This is a genomic window from Rhodopirellula sp. P2, from assembly GCF_028768465.1.
Classification (GTDB): Bacteria; Planctomycetota; Planctomycetia; order Pirellulales; family Pirellulaceae; genus Rhodopirellula.
Map to the genome: position 1 here is coordinate 2,983,142 of NZ_CP118225.1, position 22,412 is coordinate 3,005,553.

12 protein-coding genes are annotated in these 22,412 nt (G+C 58.2%); 8 read left to right on the forward strand and 4 right to left on the reverse strand.

The window, feature by feature from the left end:
• Positions 1-115: 115 nt before the first annotated feature.
• Entirely contained in the window at positions 116-2,416 is a 2,301-nt protein-coding gene (locus tag PSR62_RS10535; protein ID WP_338020159.1) for an AMP-binding protein, read from the reverse strand.
• 136 nt (positions 2,417-2,552) lie between these two features.
• Here PSR62_RS10535 and PSR62_RS10540 point away from each other — a divergent pair, with 136 nt between their 5' ends.
• Together PSR62_RS10540 and PSR62_RS10545 are read left to right on the forward strand one after the other, a co-directional pair.
• Entirely contained in the window at positions 2,553-2,696 is a 144-nt protein-coding gene (locus tag PSR62_RS10540; protein WP_274407708.1) for a hypothetical protein, read from the forward strand.
• Positions 2,693-3,421 (forward strand): YceH family protein, encoded by a 729-nt coding sequence (locus tag PSR62_RS10545; RefSeq protein WP_274407709.1) that lies wholly within the window; start codon positions 2,693-2,695, stop codon positions 3,419-3,421. The genes PSR62_RS10540 and PSR62_RS10545 overlap by 4 nt, the downstream gene beginning before the upstream one ends.
• Before the next feature lie 49 nt (positions 3,422-3,470).
• Here the strand turns inward: PSR62_RS10545 and PSR62_RS10550 are convergent, their stop codons facing one another.
• The gene (locus tag PSR62_RS10550; protein ID WP_274407710.1) at positions 3,471-3,815 is read right to left on the reverse strand and encodes a hypothetical protein; all 345 of its coding nucleotides are present in this window, start codon (positions 3,813-3,815) and stop codon (positions 3,471-3,473) included.
• 260 nt (positions 3,816-4,075) lie between these two features.
• Here PSR62_RS10550 and hpt point away from each other — a divergent pair, with 260 nt between their 5' ends.
• Genes hpt through PSR62_RS10565 form a run of 3 tightly spaced genes read left to right on the forward strand, consistent with a single transcriptional unit; the run spans position 4,076 to position 6,974 of the window.
• Positions 4,076-4,609: a hypoxanthine phosphoribosyltransferase gene (gene hpt / locus PSR62_RS10555; protein WP_047815530.1), complete on the forward strand. Its 534-nt coding sequence runs from the start codon at positions 4,076-4,078 to the stop codon at positions 4,607-4,609.
• Complete coding sequence (locus tag PSR62_RS10560; RefSeq protein ID WP_274407711.1) at positions 4,606-5,853, forward strand: glycosyltransferase; 1,248 nt, start codon at positions 4,606-4,608, stop codon at positions 5,851-5,853. The genes hpt and PSR62_RS10560 overlap by 4 nt, the downstream gene beginning before the upstream one ends.
• The gene (locus PSR62_RS10565; RefSeq protein WP_274407712.1) at positions 5,850-6,974 is read left to right on the forward strand and encodes a glycosyltransferase family 4 protein; all 1,125 of its coding nucleotides are present in this window, start codon (positions 5,850-5,852) and stop codon (positions 6,972-6,974) included. Before PSR62_RS10560 ends, PSR62_RS10565 begins: the two co-directional genes overlap by 4 nt.
• 97 nt (positions 6,975-7,071) lie before the next feature.
• Here PSR62_RS10565 and PSR62_RS10570 read toward each other — a convergent pair whose 3' ends face one another.
• Entirely contained in the window at positions 7,072-8,190 is a 1,119-nt protein-coding gene (locus tag PSR62_RS10570; RefSeq protein ID WP_274407713.1) for an alpha/beta fold hydrolase, read from the reverse strand.
• A gap of 231 nt (positions 8,191-8,421) precedes the next feature.
• Here PSR62_RS10570 and PSR62_RS10575 point away from each other — a divergent pair, with 231 nt between their 5' ends.
• Genes PSR62_RS10575 through rarD form a run of 3 tightly spaced genes read left to right on the forward strand, consistent with a single transcriptional unit; the run spans position 8,422 to position 21,544 of the window.
• Positions 8,422-9,561: an ABC transporter permease gene (locus PSR62_RS10575; RefSeq protein WP_274407714.1), complete on the forward strand. Its 1,140-nt coding sequence runs from the start codon at positions 8,422-8,424 to the stop codon at positions 9,559-9,561.
• 18 nt (positions 9,562-9,579) lie between these two features.
• Positions 9,580-20,607 carry an SDR family NAD(P)-dependent oxidoreductase gene (locus PSR62_RS10580; protein WP_443217385.1) on the forward strand — a complete coding sequence of 3,676 codons (11,028 nt, stop codon included), beginning with the start codon at positions 9,580-9,582 and terminating at the stop codon, positions 20,605-20,607.
• Positions 20,600-21,544, forward strand: coding sequence for an EamA family transporter RarD (gene rarD, locus PSR62_RS10585; RefSeq protein WP_274407716.1), 945 nt, complete (start codon positions 20,600-20,602; stop codon positions 21,542-21,544). The genes PSR62_RS10580 and rarD overlap by 8 nt, the downstream gene beginning before the upstream one ends.
• A gap of 56 nt (positions 21,545-21,600) precedes the next feature.
• On the opposite strand, the gene PSR62_RS10590 is transcribed toward rarD, so the two are convergent.
• The gene (locus PSR62_RS10590; protein ID WP_274407717.1) at positions 21,601-22,266 is read right to left on the reverse strand and encodes a DUF2141 domain-containing protein; all 666 of its coding nucleotides are present in this window, start codon (positions 22,264-22,266) and stop codon (positions 21,601-21,603) included.
• Positions 22,267-22,412: the final 146 nt, after the last annotated feature.

Here is a 22,412-nt window from a genome sequence, read left to right on the forward strand (position 1 = left end):
CGGATCGAAACGCGGGCTCACTGTAACACGGGCTCACTGAAACGCGGGCTCATTGGCAAACGGGCCCAAGGTGGACCCGTTTGCTCGCATTGCCAACGGAACGTCAGGTTCTCCTTCAGCAGCTCGCCAGCGTGAGTTCGCTGGCCCGATCTCGGGCACCCTTGAGATCCAGTTTTCCGGTCCCCAGCAGCGGGATCTGGTCGACTTCGAAGAAGCTGTCAGCGGCTGGGATGAACAAGTTGGTCAGTCCTGCCTCCTTCAGCCCTTCGCGGAGTGCGTCTGGTTTCTGGGACGTGGGCAGATGCAAGACGATGATGCGTTCGCCTTTGCGGTCGCATGGAACGGCGGTGACACAAACGCGGACTTGATCGTCGTCCTCGCCTTCGGAGAGCAGTTTGCCAAGTTCCTCTTCGATTCGAACGTGTGGCACCATCTCCCCGGCGATCTTGGAGAAGCGACTCAAACGCCCCGTGATGTGCAGGAAGCCGTCGTTGTCGATGTGCGCGATGTCACCGGTCGTGTACCACCCATCGATGACGGCGGATTGAGTCAGGTCATCGCGATTTGCGTAGCCTCGCATCACATTGGGACCGGTCACGAGCAGCATTCCGTCCTCGTTGGCGTCCAATTCGGTTCCATCGTCAGGCGACACGATCCTGGCTGAGATCCCGGGCAAGGGCCGCCCCACGCTGCCTTCGACACGATCGGGTTGAAACTTGGCAGCCGAACGTGAGGGCGGAATGTTGACGCTGACCAAGGGGCTCATTTCCGTCGTGCCGTAGCCTTCGACGGGGCGGACTCCAAAGCGTTTTTCAAAGGCGTCGAACAGGTCAGCGGGCATCTTCTCGGCGCCCACCACCGCGACATTGAGCGTCTTGAATTGTTCCGGGGTGATGCGTCGCAGGTAACCACGCATGAACGTGGGTGTGCCCAGCAGCACCGTGGCCTTGTACTTCTCGGCCAGTTTGCCGATCTGTTTGGAATCCAGCGGGTTGAAGTGGTACACACCGGCGGGGCCAAGCGTTTGTGCCGCCCAGAGCGTGACTGCGTAACCAAACGAATGGAAGAACGGCAGCACGCCGATGACCACGTCTTCGGTGGTCAGGCGGATCGCACGATTGACGGCATCGACGTTGTGGCTGACGTTTGCGTTGGACAGCAGCACGCCTTTGGGCATTCCGGTGGAGCCGCTGGTGAAGATGACGGTCAACAGGTCATCGCTCTGGATTTTGTTCAGACCCAGGATTCGATCCAGCAACCAGCTTGGCACAATCGTCGCTTGCAGGGCCGCGATGACTTTGTCGGCCAAGCTGACTTTTTCTTTCAGTTTGTCGAGCGAAACAATTTCGGCGTCCAGTTCCACGTCGATTTTTTCCAAGAACCGATCGCTGGTCAGCACGTGTTTGATTCCCACATCGTGGATGCAGTGGTTCATCACCTCGCTGCTGACGGTGTAGTTGAGGTTGGCGCTGACCCGCCGATCGGCGGCCAAGGCCACGTTCACAGCGACGGCACCGACGCTGGGGGGAAGCAGCACGCCAATGAATTGTTCGTCTTTGGAGAACACTTCCCGATGCAGGCAGCGGCGCAGGGCCAGCGTGTTGATCAACAGTTTTCTGCCACCGACTTCTGTGCCCAAGGTGTCGGCGGCTTGCAGTCGTTTGCCCCGGCGTCGCCAAACCCGCAGGACTTGGCGTGCCAGCACTGGAAATTCGCGACGGTGATCGATTTGAGCTTGGGACCCCAGGGCTTGGACCTTGCCGCGAACGGTTGAGATTGGGGTGTCGGCGGGCAACGGATCGCCGACGTACACGGTGATCGTTCGCCGCAGTTTGTCAGGCCATTTCCAGAAATACTTGCCACCGGAAAAGCTGAAGAGACTGCCCCACATGCCTTCCAAGTGGACCGGAACGACTTTCGCATCGGTGTTCTTCAGGATTTTGCTCATCCCTGGGCGGAACGCCTGCAGTTGCCCGGTTCGGGTGATCGTGCCCTCGGGAAAGATGCCGACCACATCACCCTTGTTCAGCCCTTCGCGGGCGTCACGGATGGCTCGTCCAATCGACTTGGGGCCGCCCATCATGAAGATCGTGTCAAAGGCGCGGCCGAGATAATCACCGATTTTGGACGTGAAGTTGCTGCCGTCGACCACGAAGCGAACATTTCGTGGCAGGGCCCACAGAATCAAGATTCCATCGATCCACGACATGTGATTGCTGACCAGGAGGCAACCGCCTTCGGCTGGGAATTTCTCCAGGCCCACCACGCGTTTTCGGTAAAACAAGGCCAGGACCGGACGAAACAGGCCACGGACGAACAGCCGCGGAGAGAACACGGCCAGCAAGATCGCGATGACCAGCAGGGCGATGAGAACAATCAAGATGATGAGATACGTGTCCACCGGCAGCGGCTCCACCTACACAAGTCGAAAACGATGTGGCTGTATCCTCGTGAGACAGCCCAACGCATGATGATACGGTCTGGAGCCCTGCGTCGAGAGAGCGGCTCGCGGAAATCCTTGGTTGCTGCCAAGAAGTCAGGAAAAAGCTACCATGAGCCGTTCGATTGGCCGTGAGTCGTTTGATTGGATTGTCAACGGATTGAACCGAGGCTCGCGAGAGGCTCCCCCTGTTTCTGGCCGCCTGCGCGATCACGATCGACCTCAGGTGGTTTGCATCAAGAAGGAAATTGCATGAACGAAGAGAACGCTGCTGAAAACGAAACCAGCCAACCTCACCCGTTGTCCGCCGCTGCGAGACGTTGCTTGGGCGTGTTGGTTGAAAAGGCCAAGACGACGCCGGACGGCTACCCACTTTCCTTGGCTGGTTTGATCACGGGCTGCAATCAAAAGTCCAATCGTTCGCCGCAAATGCAGGTGGATGAGTCGGATGCTCTGTCCGCCCTCGATGAGCTTCGGGCCGCCGGCGCGGCTCGCGAAATCCAGGGCAGTGGACGGGTGACAAAGTACCGGCACGCCGCCTATGAGTGGCTGGGGGTCGACAGTCCGGGGGCGGCGATCATGACCGAGTTGTTGCTGCGTGGGCCACAAACCGCGGGCGAGTTGCGCACCCGAGCGTCGCGCATGCACAAATTTCCCGACCTGGATTCGCTGAAGACCGAATTGGATTCCTTGATCGACAAAGGTTTGGTCGAATCGCTGACGCCTTCGGGACGCGGGCAAACGTTTTCGCATCGCTTGTACACGCCCCAAGAACGCCTGTACTTGGTCGACAAGATCAAGAAGCAGGACGCTTCGGCCGCGGCACCTGCCAAATCGGAGCCCGTCACATCGGAACCGGTGGAATCGGCTTCGGGGAAGTCCGCCCACGATGATCGAATCGACCAAATTCAAGATCGACTCGACAGCGTGACTGCCAAACTCGAGGCGCTCGAAAAGCGTTTGGAGTTCCTCGAGTCGTAGCGTGCTGGGACCTGCCCTTCTTGCGGGCAGTTTTGAGGCAGCTCGACTCCTAGGCAGCTCGACGCAGTGGTTCGGTCTGAGCGGTGTCTGTCTGAGGTTGGGCGGCAGCGAATTGTGCTTCCAGTTCAGCGGATGAGAGGGTTTCCACGCAGGAACCGTCTTCATCGTGGATCTTCAACTCATCCTCTTCGGTGAACCAAATTGCCGAGGCGCTGTCGGTTCGGAACCGGCGACCTCGATAGAATCCGTCGCAAATGAACACGGATTCACTCCATTCGGCTTGCGGTTCACTCGGGCGAATTCGAATGGTATCGGGCGAATCTTCTGCGGGTTGGGCGTTGAGCCAAGCCTGGAAGCAGTGACGAGCCCGTGCCAATTTTTGCGATGGCGTCATGCGTCTGTTCGATCCACGATTGATAGGGCAAAATGGGTGCCGACGAAGACAACCCAACCCTTTCAATCGGACCGCAGGCGGTCAGGGCATCGGTCGGTCGCGTTCCCGCATCAGGGGTGACTCGACCGGGAAATTCGCTGCCTTTTCGCTGGTTTGCGCAATCGGACTGGTTTGACACTGGTTGCGGCCCTCCGTCGCGATGAAGGCTCGTCACGTCGCTTTGCTCATACTTCCTTGATCCTCTCTCTCTGTGACCCGCCATGCGAACGCTGATTGACGAATCCCAGCTCGATGACGGCGTTTCGAAGTTGGCCAAGGAAATTGATTCCCACTATGGCGATCGGCCGATCACGGTGGTCGCGGTGATGACGGGATCGTTGGTCCTCTTCGCCGATTTGATTCGCCGGTTGTCGATGCCTCAGCGAGTCGGCGTGATCCATGCCTCGAGTTATCGGGGCGGAACACAAGCGGGCAAATTGGAGATCGATTCCAAGATGCTGATTGATGTGCAGAACCGGGACGTGTTGTTGGTGGATGATATTTATGACACCGGGGCCACGTTGACCAAGCTCAGCGAAGCGATCGCGGACATGGGCGCCTCCAGCGTTTCCACGGCGGTCTTGCTGCGGAAATTGCGACCCGAGCAGATCGGTCCGAAGCCTGACTTCGTGGCGTTTGAAATCCCGGACGAATTTGTGGTCGGCTACGGGCTGGATTACCTCGACATGTATCGCAACTTGCCGTTCATCGGTGTGTTGGAACCGGACGAGATTGAAGCGACGGCACGCCAGTGAGTGCGTCTCGAGTGATGTTCGTGGCTCGGCACTATTGGCCGCTGTGCGCGGGGCGGCATGAAGCCGCCGCGGCGACGTTTGAATTGACCCAGCGGTTGGCGAGCTGGGGCATGCAGGTGGAGGTCGTGACGCCCCGACATGGCAACACTTGGCCCACCGAAATCACGTTGGGCGACGTCAAGGTACATCGTGTGGCGGCAGCCCCTCGTGGCGATTGGTCGACGCAGCGTTACGTCCGGCATTTAGGACACTGGTTGGCTGAGCGAATGCCAGGACTCGACGCGATCGTTTGCGATCAACTTCGGGAGGAATCCCGGGCGGTGGCCACCGCAGTTCAATCGGGGACACCGGACGCGGCCGGCGTGAGAGCCACCGTGGGCGTTGCGATGTGCGGCGGATGGGGCGAGGATTCTGACGAGACCTGGTGCCAGAACACGCGAAGCGGCCGGCGCGTGCTGCAATCTTGCGGTGGGCTGGATGCTGTGGTCACGGACCATGCCAAAACAGATCGGTACTTGGTTTCGCATGGTGTTCCAGCGGAAAAACTTCGCAGGCGTCCGGTCGGTTTTCATCGCCCGGTGATGGTGACGAATGAGCAACGAATGAACGCGAGGAGGAGTTTGCGGGGGATCAATCTCGACCTGACCACCGACAACGATTCACGTGTTCTCCTGTGGTGCGGGCCGATGGCGGGACCGGCGTCCTCCGAAAGTGGTGTGGGAGCTTTGGTCCAGAGTGCAAGGTTTCTCGCTGCCCGAGACCAGGAGTTGAGAATCTGGATGCTAGGTGACGGCCAACTTCGTGATTGGGTGCACGCGGAACTCCGAGCCGAGGGCGTCCGCAGTGTCGTCGCGATTCCGGGATCGTTTTCGGACATGACGGAAATCTGGCGTTCGGTTGACGCAGTCGTGCTGAATGAAGATTCTCAATTGCGGTTCACGTTTCCGGCATCACTGGCGGCGGGGCTTCCCGTGATTGTCGCCGATCATCCTGCGGCGAGGGAATACTTGCAAACACAATTCGACGCTTCCATTTTGGATTCGTTGGCTTGGTATGAGCCGGCCAAGCCGAGTACGCTGCGGAAAGCGTTTCGTTCCGTCTGGGGCGATCTGGAAATGGCCAAGCAACATGCCTTCGAATTGGCTCGCGATCTTTCGCGTCGTCATCCCTTGGAACCGGAGTTGACGTTCTGGCAATCCATCTTGCGTCCCAATCAACCACTGCCCAACCCGAAAGCCTCATGAAGATCGCCTTGGTCATTCCCACCATGGACCGTGGTGGCGCCGAAAAACAGGTGGTCCTGCTTGCCAAGGGATTGCATGAAGCCGGGCATGACGTCCGCGTGTTCTTGTTGACGCATGATGGCCCGCGGAGTGTCGAACTGCGAGACGCTGGCATCCCCGTCGTCTTGATTGGCAAGCGTTTCAAAGTGGATCCGACTGCGTTGTTTCGATTGAAGAAACAGCTCATCGATTTCGCACCTGATGTCGCGCACACCTGGTTGTTCGCCGCGAATTGCTTCGGACGTGTGGCGGCAAAATGGGCGGGCGTTCCCGTCATCATTGCCAGCGAGCGGTGTGTGGATCCTTGGAAGACGTCCTGGCACTTTCGTATCGATCGACGATTGCAGAAGTTCTCTCAGGCGATCACGACGAACAGTTCCGGTGTCCAGGCATTTTACGCGGCCAACGGGTTGGATCCGGCGCAGTTCGTGGTCATTCCCAATGGAGTCGAGTCCGTCTGCACGACGGGCCTCATTGAGATCGATCGCGACGAGGCGATGAGCCGTTTGGACGTGCCGCCGGATCGGCGATTGATTCTGGCTGTGGGGCGATTGTGGCCTCAAAAACGAATTCGCGATCTGATCTGGTCGGGCGAACTGCTCGCGACGACTCACGGAAACACCACCTTGGTGATCATCGGAGATGGGCCACAGCGAGATGAGTTGGTCCGGCATCGAGACGCGGTGTCCTCTCCGTTGCATGTGCGTTTCGCTGGGCAGCGGGATGATATCGCCGAACTGCTGCCTCACGCGGATCTGTTTTGGATCGCAAGTGAATACGAAGGACAAAGCAACGCAGTGATCGAAGCGATGTTGGCGGGTCTGCCCGTGATCGCTTCGGACATTCCCGGCAATCGAGACTTGGTCATCGAAGGGGAAACCGGCTGGCTGTTTCCACTGGGTGACGAGGCTGCTTTGGTCCGCCGAAGTTTGTCGGCTCTGAATGACCCCGAGGAATGCCAGCGAATCTCCGAGCGAGCCCGCCAACGCATCGTCACGGAGTTCTCGCTCGGCGCCATGGTCGAGCGTCACATCGAACTCTACGTGCGACTTTTGTCGGAGCAGATTTTGCCAGGGGAGTGATCGAATCGCGGATCACGCTGGCTGCCATCGGCAAAGAGGGCCCTGCAGCAACGCTGCAGAACCCTCTGTTTCTTGCGAATCACATCTCAGACAGCGTTCACTGTTTTTGATCGTGAGTGCAATCGGGGTCGCGATCGACGGGCGTGCCGACTTGGTCGACAGGATGCGTGAAGAGGTAACGCCAGACCGCTTCGTGCTTGTACTCACCCGTTTTAGGATCCTTGGCGGCTGAGCGTCCGGGCTGCACGCTGCTGTGGGCTCGCTTGGCGTCGCCGTTGACGTCGAAGTCCGTGATCAAACGTCGCGTGTGTCCGTAAGGCGGTGCCTGTTCATCGACGTTGACAATCGGGCCGAAGGCATTCAGTCCGAGCATTTCCCAGCTGCGGCAGTAGTGGTCATCGACCCAGCCACCGTCCAGCACGTGAGAGAAGGCAAAGTAGCGGTTCGGCGGGGTCGCCGACGGAAGGGCTTGCCAGTTTTGATACTGATCCCGTGGTCCACACAACGCGACGACGCGAGCGACCCGTTGGTGCTTGGCAAATCTCGCGGCGGTGGTCGAGCCGTGGGAGCTGCCGGCCACGATGACTTTGTCCCAGTTCAGGTCGGTGCGGTCTTCGTTGAGGAATTGTTCCCAGTTGCCGGGAGAATTTCGTTCGGCCAGCCAACGCACAAACTGGAAGGCTCGTTCAGCCATCCCGTCTGGTTTGGCCAGGTTCATTTCGTCGGTGTAGTCTTCCCCCGTGGCAGCCTCCAGACGCATGTTGCCGCGACAGGTCGGGGCAACCGGTTTTTCTTGGCAACAGATGCTGAACCATTTGTTGGCGTAGTGGACTCGAATCGCATGCAGGCCGTAATCGCCGACTTTTTCGAACAGCTGTGAGTTGTGGCCCATCAACCAAATCACCAGTTGGCCGCGGGAATTGACGTTGGGATTGAACATCGCCTGCTGTTGATCGGCCGGTTTTCCTTTGGCGTCCTCGATCAAAAAATTGATTTCTGGATAAGCCTTCACGCGAGGGTCGATCTCCGATGCCCGAGCGGTGATTTGAAAACGATCTTGTTTGGCGGCTTTTTCGGCTGGCCCGCGGGTTTGGGCTGTGACGATGGAAGGGATGAGGAAGACGCATCCGGCCAGGAGAGCGGCGGCGGTCCGCAATCCAGCCACTTCGACGCGAGGGATTTTCAAGGCAGGAAGCGAGGGTGTGAAACTCGGCATGGGGTCACTTGCAGGGGGAAAAAGGGGGGATTGGGGGAGGGGACGTGTGAAACGTCGCCAATACAATAGCTCAAACCTCTGAGGGTTTTCGTGATCCAACGCAGAGTGTTACCTTTGAATTGTCCATTTTCTGTCAATTTGTGACTGGGAAGATGGGTGCCGAAGTCACGCGGTCGTCATTGATTGGGATCGTTCGCTGTTTTCACTTGAACCAGTTACCTAGGTGATCCGTTGACTTACTTCGGTTTCGTACTGAAAAGCCTGTGGCGGCGACCGCTGCGCACGGGGCTGACGCTGATGGCCTTGGCCACCGCGATTGGTTCCGTGATGGCTTTGTCGGGCGTGGCCGAAGGGTTCACGGAGTCATTCCGAGGTGTGTATGAATCGCATCGAGTCGATGTGGTTGTTTCACGCCAGGGTTCCGCGGATCGCTTGAGCAGTTCGCTGGAAGAAACCTATGTCGCGCAGGTGACCGCGGTCGAAGGCGTCGCCAGTGCGGCGGGAGTTTTGTTGGAAACCTTGTCGGCGGAAGATCAGCAGGTTTACGGAATTCCAGCGATGGGAATGCGAACGGAATCGTGGTTGTTCAATGACTACGAGATGCGATCGCCCGACTCAGTGGCGTCTGAGAATTCAGAGGTGAAGGGGCAGGTTTATTTGGGCGAGAACCTGGCGGGACGATTGGATTGTCAGCCGGGCGCGATTTTGAATCTGTTCGATGAACCGTTTCTCGTCGCGGGAGTCTTTCAAAGTGGAAGCGTTTGGGAAAATGGTTCGATGATCGTGCCCTTGGACCAGCTTCAGGATTTGGCGGGGCGTGACGGGCAAATCACGTACATCAACGTGGTGCTGGACGAGTCGATTCAAGCGGCTGACGTGGGTCAGGTGGTGGATCGAATCAGAGCGGTGGATGTCAAGCTTCTGCCCTTGGCGACGGATGAGTTTGTGAGGTCGGATACCCGGATGCAGTTGGCCGGCGCGATGGCTTGGATGACATCGACGATCGCGTTGTTGGTGGGAGCGATTGGAACGCTCAACACGATGATGACCAGTGTTCTCGAAAGGACCGGCGAGATTGGGATTTTGCGAGCGATCGGTTGGCCAGCCAAGCGAATTGCGGGGGTGATCCTTTGCGAATCGGTGATGCTCGCGTTGATGGCGACGGTTTTGGGCGGACTCGGTGCGAGCGTGTTGCTGCAGGTGTTGGCAAACAGCGAAGCAACGGGTGGATTGCTGCAGCCGACGATCGCGAGTGGGGTCTGGGTGCGAGGGCTCGTCGTGGGGTTAGGGATTGGTGTATTGGGCGCGTCATTGCCCGTTTGGCGTGCGTCACAGATGCGCCCTGCGGATGCCCTTCGCCACCAGGGATGATTGCGAGGCGAATGACGCATGACACATGAAACAACGAAACATTCGAAGGTAGGGTTTGGCGTGAGAAACGAACCAATTGCCGTCGTGGGCATCGGTTGTCGCTTTCCTGGGGATGCGGACGATCCGTCCGCGTTTTGGGATCTGTTGGCATCAGGAACAGACGCCATCTCGAGGACCCCTGGCGATCGTTGGAACTTGCAAAAGTTCTATCGGCCCGGCGAGCCATTGCCTGGTAAAACGCAGAGCCAATGGGGCGGCTATGTTCGTGGCATCGAACGATTTGATCCGGCCCTGTTCGGGATCTCGCCCCGCGAAGCCGCGGCGATGGATCCGCAACAGCGAATGCTGTTGGAAGTCGCTTATCGGGCGATGGAAGATGGCGGTGCACCGCTTGGCACGTTGGCAGGTCGCCCCGTCGCGGTGTTCACCGGGATCAGCAGCATCGATTACGCGGTCGCCAGCCTGAGTTTCGAAGATCGAGGTGAGCTGGGACCGTACACGAACACGGGCTCGTCCAGCAGCATCGCGGCCAACCGCATTTCGTATTGTTTTGATTTGCGAGGGCCAAGCGTCGCCGTCGATACTGCGTGTTCGTCCTCCTTGGTTGCGCTGCACATGGCTTGCCAAGCGATCTGGAACGGCGAAGCTGAAACGGCACTGGCCGGTGGTGTCAATGCGCTGATCATGCCGGATTTTTATGTCGCGTTCAGTCAGCTCGGCGTGCTGTCACCGGACGGCCGTTGCAAAACATTTGATTCCCGTGCCAACGGATACGCTCGCAGTGAAGGCGCGGGGATGGTGCTGCTGAAACCACTCCGCGAGGCCCAGCAAGATGGCGACCGAATCTACTGCACGATCCGGGCGACCGCACTGAATCAAGACGGTCGGACTCCCGGTTTGACCGTCCCCAGCGGTGAACAGCAAGAGCGGTTGGTCCGACGGACTTGTGAGTTGGCCGAGGTCGATCCCTCCGACGTGCATTATTTCGAAGCTCACGGGACCGGAACGGCCGTTGGGGATCCGATCGAAGCTGGGGCGCTCGGGCGAGTCATCGCATCGAGTTCGCAGCATCGCGATTCACCCTGCCGAATCGGTTCGGTCAAAACAAACATCGGGCACTTGGAAGCCGGGGCTGGCATTGCAAGCTTGATCAAGGTTGCGCTGTCGATGCACCATCAAGCCATCCCGCCTCACTTGCATCTGCAAACCCCCAACCCCGAGATCGATCTGCTCGGTTGGAACCTGCACGTTCCGACCGAGTTGGAGCCTTGGCGAGCGGAAGGGGCGATTCGGATCGCCGGGATCAACGGGTTCGGCTATGGCGGAGCGAACGGTCACCTGATCGTCGAAGAAGCTCCGCGTGGGAAGGTGGCAAGCCAATCGACGAGTGGTTTTGCCGACGAAGAGGACGCGGCCGAACCTGGCGACACCCGCCCAGTTGTCTTGCCCCTCTCGGCGACCGACCGCAAGTCATTGGTGGAAGTTGCGGATCAGTGGAATGGCTGGCTGACCGAACAATCGCAGTCTGGCGACGGTTTGCTCGAGCTCGCGGCAGTGGCAGCGACGGCCGCTCATCACCGCACGCACCATGATGTTCGCACGTGGGTTGTTGGCGAAGATGTTTCGTCGCTGCAAGCGGAGTTGAACACGCTGGCGGATTCGTTGCGCTCGGCTGCCGCCCATGAAACCTCCGTGATTCCGGCTCGTTTGCCTGCTGCAGAACGGTCCCAGGGGATTGTGTTTTTGTGTTGTGGTCAGGGGCCGCAGTGGTGGGCGATGGGACGTGGGTTCTATCGAGACAACAAGGTCTTTCGTGAGATCATCCAACGCATTGAGATCGAGTTTGAAAAGCACACCTCGGAATGGTCGCTGATCGAAGAGCTGCATCGCGATTCGGAAACGACCCGGATGGATCGCACCTCCATCGCGCAGCCAGCCCTGTTTGCGATCCAAGTGGCGCAAGCCGCGATGTGGGCTTCGGTTGGGATTCGTCCGAGTTTGATCATTGGACACAGCGTCGGTGAAATCGCCGCGGCGCACCTGTCCGGTGGGCTGGATTTTGCAGATGCTTGCCGCGTGGCAATTCATCGCGGCCGCACGATGGATCTGGCGACCAGTCGCGGTGCGATGATTGCAGTTGGGTTGACGGAAAAGGAAGCGGAGAAACGGATCGCGGCGCTCGCAGAGATCGATCCGTTGATGCCCGCGACGGTTGCCATTGCCGCGGTCAACGGCCCGGCTTCGATCACGTTGTCCGGTGACAAGGACGCGATCGAACGATTGGCGACTTCGATCGAAGCGGATTCGATTTTCTGTCGTCGATTGGCGGTGGAGTATGCCTTTCACAGTCCACAAATGGACCCGGTTCGCGACGAGTTGTTGCGGTCGCTTGATGGCATCCAGACGCGGCCTTTGCACACGCCGATGATCTCGACGGTGACCGGACGAGCGATCCGTGAAGACGATTCATTGGCTGGTGAATATTGGTGGACGAACGTTCGCAGCGGCGTCCGATTTGCTGACGCGGTGATGGCGGCGGCGAAGGCGGGACATGGCGTGGGGATTGAGCTGGGACCACACCCCGTGTTGGCGTTCGCGACGACGGAGTGTTACGGGCATACGACACAGAACATTCAGCTGATTGCGACGGCGCGGCGACCGAAAACAGCATCGACATCCAGCCAGTCAGCTGGGGCCGATCAAGATGAAAGGCAGTGGTTGAGCAGCCTCCGTGATTTGTTCTCTCTGGGGTTTGAAATCGATTGGTCGGGGGTCGTGCCTCGACCGAAGAAGCGAGCCAAGTTGCCGCTGTATCCGATGCAGCAGCACGCGTTGTGGCAGGAATCGGAGCAATCCCGTCGCTCTCGACTGACGACCTCCGTGCACCCGCTGCTCGGTGAGGCGGACCGATCGGCCGACCCGGTTTTCCGTGGCCGGATGGATGCTGAGAACCAAGCCTATCTGCTCGATCACCGTGTTCGCAGTGCGGCCATGTTCCCCGCCGCAGCGGGAATCGAGATGGCGTTGTCGGGAACGCTCTCGGTCTTGTCTCAGGCCAGCGAATTGGCGGGCGATCCCGAGCCCACTCAGATCCGGCTTCAGCGATTGCAGTTGCTCAACGCGATGATCTTGGATCCATCGCAGACGCATCGATTGGAAACCTCCTTGGCGGGCGACCGACGTTCCATCGAAATTCGATACAGTGAGATTCCTGGGGATGCTTGGACGCCGCTCTTGGCGACGACCCATGGGACTCCTGCGCCAATTGATGCCGCTGACAAGCGAGCGGAATTGGAGGCGGGGCGGAAACGTTGCCTGCAAATGTTCGGCGCCGAGGAATGTTACGACTATTGCCAGTCGATCGGCCTGAACTACGGACCCGCGTTCCAAGGCATTCGCGAGGGCGTTCGGTGCGATGGCGAGTCGATTGCCACGGTGCAATTGGAGCAATCTGTTCGCACTCCTGCCTTCGATGCAGAGGCCTCGCTGTTTCTCGTTCATCCTGCAGTGCTGGACAGTTGTTTTCATGCGATGGTGGTTTGCGATCCACTGTTCGGTCAGTCGCCGGGTGGGTTGTACTTGCCACATGAAATGGAAGACATCCAAGTCGATCTCGAAAAAATTCAGTCCGCCGGATTGGGTTCACCGTTGACGGTGCATGCGAAAATTCGGCTGAAGACAGAGCACCGTTTGTTGGCGGATCTGGACCTGTATCTGGACGATGGATCGCACGTGGGTTCGATTGTTGGATTCGAAAGCCGACGAGTGGGCGCCGAAACCGAAAGGTCGACCAAGGATCTGCTGTATCGATATCGTTGGCAGGCGGATGATTTGGAAAGCTCGTCCAATCCAACGCACGAGAGAATGGTGGTGTTCTCGCCAGCGGATCTCGTCGATGAGCTCGTTCGCGGCTGGGGAAAGTCTCGCGAAGACTTCCTGTGGGTGCATCCCATTGAAGACCCCTCTCAGCACGCGGGACAGTTCGGGGGCGGCGACTCGGTGGAACAGGATTGCTACTGGGTGGACGCCGATAGCCCGCAATCCTTTTCACGATTGTGGGATGAACTGGGGGTCCGTGAGTCAACGGAAGACTGGCACTTGGTTTATCTGTGGGCCATTGATGCGTTGGACCCGCTGTCGTTGGAGGCGATGTCGCCAAGCGATGCCAGTGAGGCACTTCGTGACAGCACCTTGATGAGCACGCGGGCTCCGCTGCATCTCGTTCAAAGTTGGGAAGCGATTCCCGATCGGCCGGCGACGCGGTTCACGATTGTGACCTTGGGGGCTCAATCGGGTGATGAATTGGATCAACCGGTGGCTGCAATTCAGATGCCCTTGGTCGGTGTCGGACGCGTGATCGTGAGCGAGATCGGATCGCTGCGAACGCGGTTGGTGGATTGCGATCCGAACGCCAATTTTCCACTGGAAGGGTTGGCAGCTGAGTGGGCACGCGAAGACGCGGAAGACGAAGTGATGTTGCGAGATGGTGTGCGATATGTCCACCGTTTCGTTCCCGACACGCATCGGGAAGAACGCGGGACGGCGACCGATCCAGAGCACCGTTCTGCCTGTCGGTTGGTCAAGGGTGCCGCGTCGGGAGTCGACGAACTGAAACATCAGGCTTTCGGGCGAGTCTTCCCGCATGCGGACGAAGTTGAGATTCAGGTCGCCGGCGCGGGATTGAATTTCAGTGATGTGATGAAGGTGTTGGATCTGTACCCAGGGTTGCCTCCTGGCCCAGTGGCGTTGGGCGCCGAAGTCAGCGGCACGATCACGGCAGTGGGCGATGACGTCCACGAATTTTCGATTGGCGATCAAGTCATTGCGGTGGCTCCCGGCGGATTTGCAACGCATGTGTTGGTCAACGCGGCGTTGGTTGCCAAGGCTCCTGAATCGATGGACCTGGTCGATGCCTCCGCAATTCCGGTGGCTTGGCTGACGGCGGATCACGCGTTGAATTCGTGTGCTCGGTTGAGGGACGATGAATCGATCTTGATTCACGCCGCCAGTGGTGGCGTGGGGCTGGCGGCGATCGAGGTGGCGCACGAGTTGGGCGTGGAGGTTTTCGCGACGGCAGGAAATGATTTCAAACGAGAACATGTTCGGTCGCTGGGCGTCGAGCAAATTCATGATTCCCGTTCACTGAACTTTGTTTCTGAGATCGCGGAATTGACGGCGTCCCGTGGGGAACCGGGCATCGATGCCATTCTGAATTCGCTTCCGGGGGAAGCCATCCCAGCGGGGATGAGTTTGCTTCGAGTTGGCGGGCGTTTTCTTGAAATTGGCAAACGGGACATTTACGCCGATCAATCGTTGGGCATGTACCCGTTGCGAAATAACCTCGCCTTCTTTGCGATTGATTTGGATCAGCTGTTTCAGCAGCATGCTGTGCGAATGGGCAAGCGTCTGCGAGCGGTGGTGCAGAAGTTCAATTCGCGAGTTTATCACGGCCATGTTCCAAAGCGTTTTGCAGCGTCCGACGCTGCTTCGGCGTTCCGGTTCATGCAGCAGGCCAAGCACATTGGCAAGGTGATCGTTGACTACACCGTTCCACCCGTGCAGGTGCAAGCTCGCGACGAAGGGGAATTCCAGTTCCGCAGTGACGGAACCTACTGGTTGGCTGGTGGTTTAGGCGGATTCGGTTTGCGAATCGCGGATTGGATGTCCGAGTCGGGGGCAGGCACATTGGTGCTCAGCGGCCGAAGCAAAACCATTCGCGAACAAGCCGTTCCTGTGATCGAGGGGATGCGATCTCGCGGGACTCAGGTGGTCGTGTTGCCATGTGATATCACGGTTCCCGATGAGATTCAGCGGACGCTGGATCACATGGATGAACAGTTGCCGCCGCTGCGTGGTGTGTTGCACACCGCGATGGTGCTGGAAGACAGACTGATCGTCGATCTCGATCGGGAGACCTTGGATCGAGTGCTGTGGCCGAAGGTGCTCGGCGGATGGAATTTGCACCAAGCCACTCGGAATCGTGTTCTGGATCAATTCATATTGTTCTCGTCTTTGTCGAGCGTGTTTGGGCACGCTGGACAAGCGAACTATTCCGCGGCCAACGCGTTGCTGGACGGGTTGGCCCATCACCGCCGAGTGTCAGGGCTGCCTGCGACGGTGGTCAACTGGGGGCACCTTGGTGAAGTTGGCTACTTGGCCGAACGGGAAGATTTGAGCGAGCGTCTGCGGCGTCAGGGTGTGTTGGATTTCTCTTCGTCCGAAGCAACCGAATGCTTGGCGCGAGCCTTGCATCGTGGAGTGACCCAGTGCAGCGTGCTGCGAATGGATTGGTCACGTTGGCGTGGGTTGGGTTTGACCAAGGATGTCTCTCCCCGATTTGCGCATTTGATTCGGGGAGGCAATGACACAGAGCAAACGCTCAACGGTGAATCACTCCGTCAGGTACCAGCCTCAGATCGGGAGCGTTGCTTGCAGGAAGTGGTGTCGGTCAAGTTGGCTTCTTTGTTGGGAGGCAACGTTGCCGAACTGGATGCTGACCGCCCCCTGTTGGAAATGGGGTTGGACTCATTGATGGCGGTTGAGCTTCGCAACTGGATCGAAGGACAACTGCAGTTGAAACTTCAGATTGGTTCCCTGATGCGTGGGTCCAGCTTGAAATCCTTGGTGGCGACGCTCAGTGAATCCTTGGCGGCCGAAACCGGTGATTCCGAAGCAGCCTGGGGAACGCAAGTTGGTGGGGAGGAGCAAGGTGAAATCGCGGATGACCCGGCGATGCAGGACCGTCAATGTTATCCCATGTCGGACCAGCAGACGGGACTTTGGTACGCATTTCGTCGCAATCCGAACGGGACGGCGTTCAATGTGTTTCTGCCGACTCGCTTGCGATCACCGCTGGATGTCGATGCATTGCGGATGTCGATGGAAGGCGTGGTGCAGCGTCACGCGGCGTTGCGGACGACGTTCACGGATTCATCGAGCGAGCTTCATCAGATCGTTCACGACGAACTGAAACCTGAATTTGTGGTGGAGGATTGGTCGGCATCAGGCGATGGCGAGCATGCTGAAGACGCAATGCTCCGGGCCGTGATCGAAGAGACCCAGCGTCCCTTCGATTTGCAGAATGGACCGATGATGCGAACGCGTCTGTTTCGGTTGGCGGAAGACGACTGGGTGGTGGTTGCGACGACGCATCACATCGTGGTTGATTTCTGGTCGTTGATTTTGATTCTGGGCGAGATCAAACAGTTCTACCCGCAATACTTGACCGGGGCGGTTCCAGCCATCGTTGCGCCGGAAAAGGACTACTTCGAGTTGGTATTGCGTCAGCGTCGGTTGCTGAATTCGCAACGGGGGCAATTGCTGAAGGAGTATTGGACGAAGACGTTGGTGGATGTGCCCCAGGTCTTGGAAGTGCCGACGGATCGAACCCGTCCGACAACGTTCACTCAGTCTGCCAAAATTGTCGGAATCGAATGCGCGGAGGAGGTTGGTGCGGCAATCAATCAAGTCGCCAAACTCGCTCAGGTGACTTCGTCCTCGGTTGTCATGGCGGCGCTTCAGGTGCTCTTGCATCGAGCCAGCGGTCAAGAGAAGTTCATCATCGGAAGTCCTTTTGCGGGGCGGACGTACTCTGATCTGGAAGACACGGTCGGCTTCTTCGTCAACATGTTGCCGTTGGTGGCCGACGTTTCTGGGAATCCCACGTTCCTGGATCTGGTCCGCCGCGCAGGCGATCGCTTGGTTGACTCGATGCAGCACGAAGAATACCCCTTTGCCCAAATCGTTCGGGATGTGGATCCGCCTCGTGACACCGGACGCAGCCCACTGATTCAGGTCTCTTGCACGTTTGAAAAGGCGCACGTGCGAGACGAAGAGGGACGTGCCGGATATCTGTTTCCTTCGGCGACTCAGGTCAAGGACATGGCAGGGTTGAAACAGGAAAGCTATCCGGTTCCGCACCAAACCTGTCACTATGATTTGGAATTCATTTTCGAAATGACTGGCGATCATCTGGGTGGGATGATTGTTTATTGCCAGGACTTGTACGAAGCGGACACCATGCAGGCGATGGCGGATCAGTTCGTGTCGCTGTTAGCGAAGTTGTTGGCGGAGCCGAACGCATTGGTTGATTCGATTCAGTTGTTCGAGGGGATGCAGGATCAGCGATCAACCCCTCAGCAATTGTTGTCGTCTGATCGAAAGAGCGGCGAGGCGAACGACGATGGGCCGACTCTCAATGCGTTGATTTCGAAGGGAGCGAATCAGCAATCGCAGACCCAGGCATCGAGTTCACAGGAGCAGGCTGAGGTTGGGAGTGGTCGGCGACGATCCTTCAACCGATTGTTCCGGTCGCCAAAACTGAAGCCCGCCAGCCCTTCCCTTTCCGAACTGGCCGAAGAAGCGGTTGCGGGATCGGTTGCGACTCGAGACTTGATCGCTCGACGGTTGCAGACGCATCATTTTGAACGGGGTGAGTTTGTGCCTGTGCTGGCCCAGCCCGGCCAGCAAGCGATGGATTTGATTCTAGCGTTGCAGCAGATCGGTGCTGTTCCGGTGCCTCTGGATTCCACTCGTCCGTCGGTGATGCTGGATCTGGTGGTTCAGCAAACCGGAGCCACCAGGATCTTGGTCGATCAGCTTGGCGAGGAAGTTCCTTCGGGATTGCAGTTGCTCACATGGGACCAGCTGACTGGTTCGCAAAACGGTGCGAGCAACGGGAACGGCCAATCCTCGCTCCCTGGTGCGGCGAAAGATCCGGTGGTCACCGCCGAGGATGCGGCTTACGTGATCTACACGTCGGGAACAACCGGAGTTCCGAAGGGCGTTGTTGTTTCGCAGGGTGCGATCGCGAACACGTTGCGTTGGCGAGGTCGAATCACGCCCTTGAATTCATCCGACCGGATGTTGATGCCGTTGTCGCATCAATTTGATGCCGGGTTGGGCATGACATTGTTTGCCTATGCTCAAGGAGCCAGCGTTGTCTGGCCGGACGTGGATCGAGTCGCCGATGTCGATTTTGTGGTGGACCAAATCATTCGCGAAGGTGTGACGGTCTTGGTTGGTGTGCCGTCCTGGATCGACTTGGTCGCGTCCCATCGCAAGTTTGCACATTGTCATTCGTTGCGTCACGTTTGGATTGGTGGCGAAGCAATGCCCGAGAGCCTGCCGCGGACGATTCGTCGAAACAGTGAAGCCCAGATTTGGAATTGTTACGGTCCGACTGAGGCTGCGGTGGAAGCGACCGCGTACCGCATCATCGACGTTCATTCGCCACGACGCATTCCAGTTGGTTTGCCTGCGGATCATACCGATGTGCTCGTGTTGGATTCGGATCGACGCGAAGTGCCGTCCACGTTTGTGGGTGAATTGGCCTTGGTCGGGAAGGGATTGGCCGACGGGTACCTGGGGGATGAGCCATTGACTCGCCAGCGGTTTGTGACGTTGTCCGATGGCAGACGGGCTTACCTGACTGGCGATCAAGGTCGTCGCCGAGTGGATGGCATGGTGGAGGTGTTGGGACGCATGGATCGGCAGCTGAAAGTTCGTGGGTATCGCATTGAGCCGACGGAAATTGAAAGTGTGCTGAAGGATCATCCCGCGGTCGCCCAGGCCGCCGTGGTTCCTCGCAAGATTGGCGACACCGAGGCGAGCCAGTTGGTTGCATTTGTGCAGTTGGACTTGCCCGAGTCGACGGGCGGACATTCGGGCGATGTTGGGGACTTGCCTGCGGAACGCAGGTCGCAGTGGAGCGATGTGGTGTTGTCGTTGCAGCATCATGTGGCGGAGCATTTGCCGCCGTACAAGCGACCCGCTCACCTGCAGCAAGTGGAATCCTTGGTGATGACCGCGAGCGGCAAAGTGGATTTGAACGCGTTGCCAGAACTCGCGCAAGACGCGTCCGCCTTGGCGGCCTATCAGCCACCACGGACCAGTTTGGAACAGCATCTTGCGGATCGTTGGACGGAACTGTTGGGATCGCAGTTGATTGGGATCAATCAGAACTTCTTCGAGTTTGGCGGCAGTTCGCTTCAGGCGGCGATGTTGACGAACCGGTTGAGTGAAGATTTGGGGGTCGACGTGCCCTCGTCGTTGCTCTTTGATCTCGCCGACATTTCCGCGATGGCCGGGCGCCTGGCAACGCTGTATCCCGACGAGCTTTCGCGACGATTTGGGGAGTCGTCCGTTGATTTCTACGCAGACCAAGCGAACCAGCAGAATCACGGTCTGAATGAATTGCTGGCTCCGTTGAAAGTCACCGGGGAGCGGACTCCGTTGTTCATGGTTCACCCGCCGGGCGGCATCGTTGTTTGTTACCGGGAATTGGCGGCGGAATTGCCGGACGATCAGCCGATGTACGCGATTCGTTCGCGGGGATTGCACGGGAAAGAAGCTTTGCCAGAGACGATGCGGGCCATGGCCGCCGAGTATGCCGACGCAATTCGCTCGGTTCGGGCGGAGGGCCCGTACGTGATTGGCGGATGGTCGGTCGGCGGGGTCATTGCCATGGAAGTTGCCCAGCAATTGATTGCCTCTGGGCAAGAGGTGGAGGGATTGATTCTGCTCGATTCGTCCATCCCGAGTGGGGCCAGTGAGCTGGTCCCTGCGGAGGATCAAACCAACGTGGGATTGGAATACGGGATCGATTTGACGCTGGATGAGTTGTTGCAACTCCCCAGTGAAGAGCAATTGCCTTTCCTGTGGCAGCACGCAGAGAAGCTGGGGGTGTTGGATCAAGACACACCCGCTGACGTTGCCGCTCGGGCAATCGATGATTTGAAAGCCCTGTTCCATCACCATTTGAAATTGGCCACTCAATACAAAATGAAACCCATCGCAACACGGATCGTCTTGTTCCGACCCACCGACGTTCCGTTTGAGACGGAAGGCAGTGCGGATCGTGGTTGGTCACATTTGGCGGATCGCGCGGAGGTGATTTCAACGCCTGGGCATCACCACAGCATGGTTCAGGATCCTCACGTCAAGCACTTGGCTGGCGCTCTCTGCGACTCCTTGAACGCGAATTCCGGACTGAGTGGCTCGAACCGGAATGGCTCGAATCCCAAAGTGAGTCATGCGGGTGGCTGAGACGCCGAAGCACTCGCCCAGCGGTGAACTCAAAATCGGATTGGTGTGCGCCATTGTGGCTCACACGATGTGGGGTTTGTTTCCAATTTATTGGCGACAAATCGGCAACGCTGATTCAATGGAATTGGTGTCTCACCGGATTGTTTGGTCGTTCGTGACGCTCGGATTGGTGCTGCCGGTCATGCTGTGGCGCGGTCGGTGGGGAGGTTTCTCTGTCGTCTTCCGCGAGCTTCGCAGTCGCCGTGTTTGGGCGGTTTATGTGGTGGCGGCCTTGATGATCGCAATCAATTGGTTGGCGTTCATTTGGGCGGTCAACAACAACCGGGTGCTGGAGGCGTCGCTGGGGTACTACATCAACCCGTTGTTGAACGTGTTGTTGGGGGTGGTGGTCTTGGGCGAGCGTCTTCGTTGGCCGCAATGGGTGGCGGTCGGGTTCGCCGCGGTGGGTGTGTCGGTGATGGCGATCGGCAACGGTGGTTTGCCGTGGGTCTCGATGGCCATGGCGACTTCCTTTGCGGTGTATGGCTTGGTGAAGAAGAAGGCCACACTCCCCGTGCTGCTTGGTTTGATGTTGGAAGTCACCGTGTTGGTGGTTCCCGCAGCGATCTACCTGGGCCTGCGGTTGGCAGAGGGGGTTTCGACCATGCAAACCGGGACGCCCGTCGAGTTTGGGATGCTGTTGGGGGCTGGATTGATCACCATTGCACCGCTGGCGTTCTTTGCCGCCGCTGTCCAGCGAGTGGATTTATCGCTGATGGGCATTCTGCAATACGTTGGTCCGACGCTGCAGTTTTGGGTGGGCTACGTGTTGTTTGAAGAGACGTTGGACCCATCCAGAAAGGTCGGGTTTGTTTTTGTTTGGATTGGGTTGCTGATCTTCTTGGTGGCGTCTCAATTCAAACGCCGACGCTCCACGCTGGTTGCGGAAGCGAATTGAGGCCCACCTCTCGCGTGACCAAGGGGGCTCGGGAAAACGCCACTGGCAGTCCCGGCTCAGTAGATTTCGACGTCGATGGGAGTCTCGCCGTTTTCAGGCCGATCGATCACCGCTTCTTCGAAGTCCGGTGGCCCAAATTTTCCGCGCGCGTTGTTGCTGAAGCCATAACGCTCGGCGGGGATCCCAAATTGATTTCGGGACAACGCCCCGTCGTTGTCTGTGTCATGGAACGCAGCGATGGCAAATCGTTTGGGGAGCTGACTGATTGGAATCGTGCACGCGGCCACACCATTGGGTTGGATCGGAAGCTGGGCGGCGACCAGGGCATTCTCGGGATCGTTGAACGAGGTGTCGGCGTTGTAGAGTGCCAGCCAAACCAGCGAGTCACTCGGGATGGCGCCGATGACTCGAATCAAGACACGTTCCTCGGTCGCGTTAGCAGCTTCGCCGGTGGCCAGGTCCAGTGCCGTCAAGGCATTGTTGTGGGCGGGATTGATGCTGGACGCATCTGGGAATGCTGGGGGGCGGAATTGGTTCTGTCGGTAAGTCAGGACGCCGATTCCGGTCAGAAAGACCAGGGTCGCAAACGCCATCAGCAGCGAGCCGTGGTTTTGTTGCCAGCGCTCTGGTAGTGACTGCCAGGCGTTCCAGCTTGGTTCCAACTCGACCTGTTCGATGGGGTCGGATTTTATTTCTGCTTGGGGTTCGAACCCGTTTTCCATCTGTACCATTCCCCGACAAGATCAGCCCGACTGGACCTGTGTTTCGCTCAATCAGGCTGTTTCAGCAGATTCGATGGCGAATCGATCGTCCGAACAGTCTGTCCCAGGCATCGTTGGTGGTGAACAACGAGTGCCCTCAGGGTAAC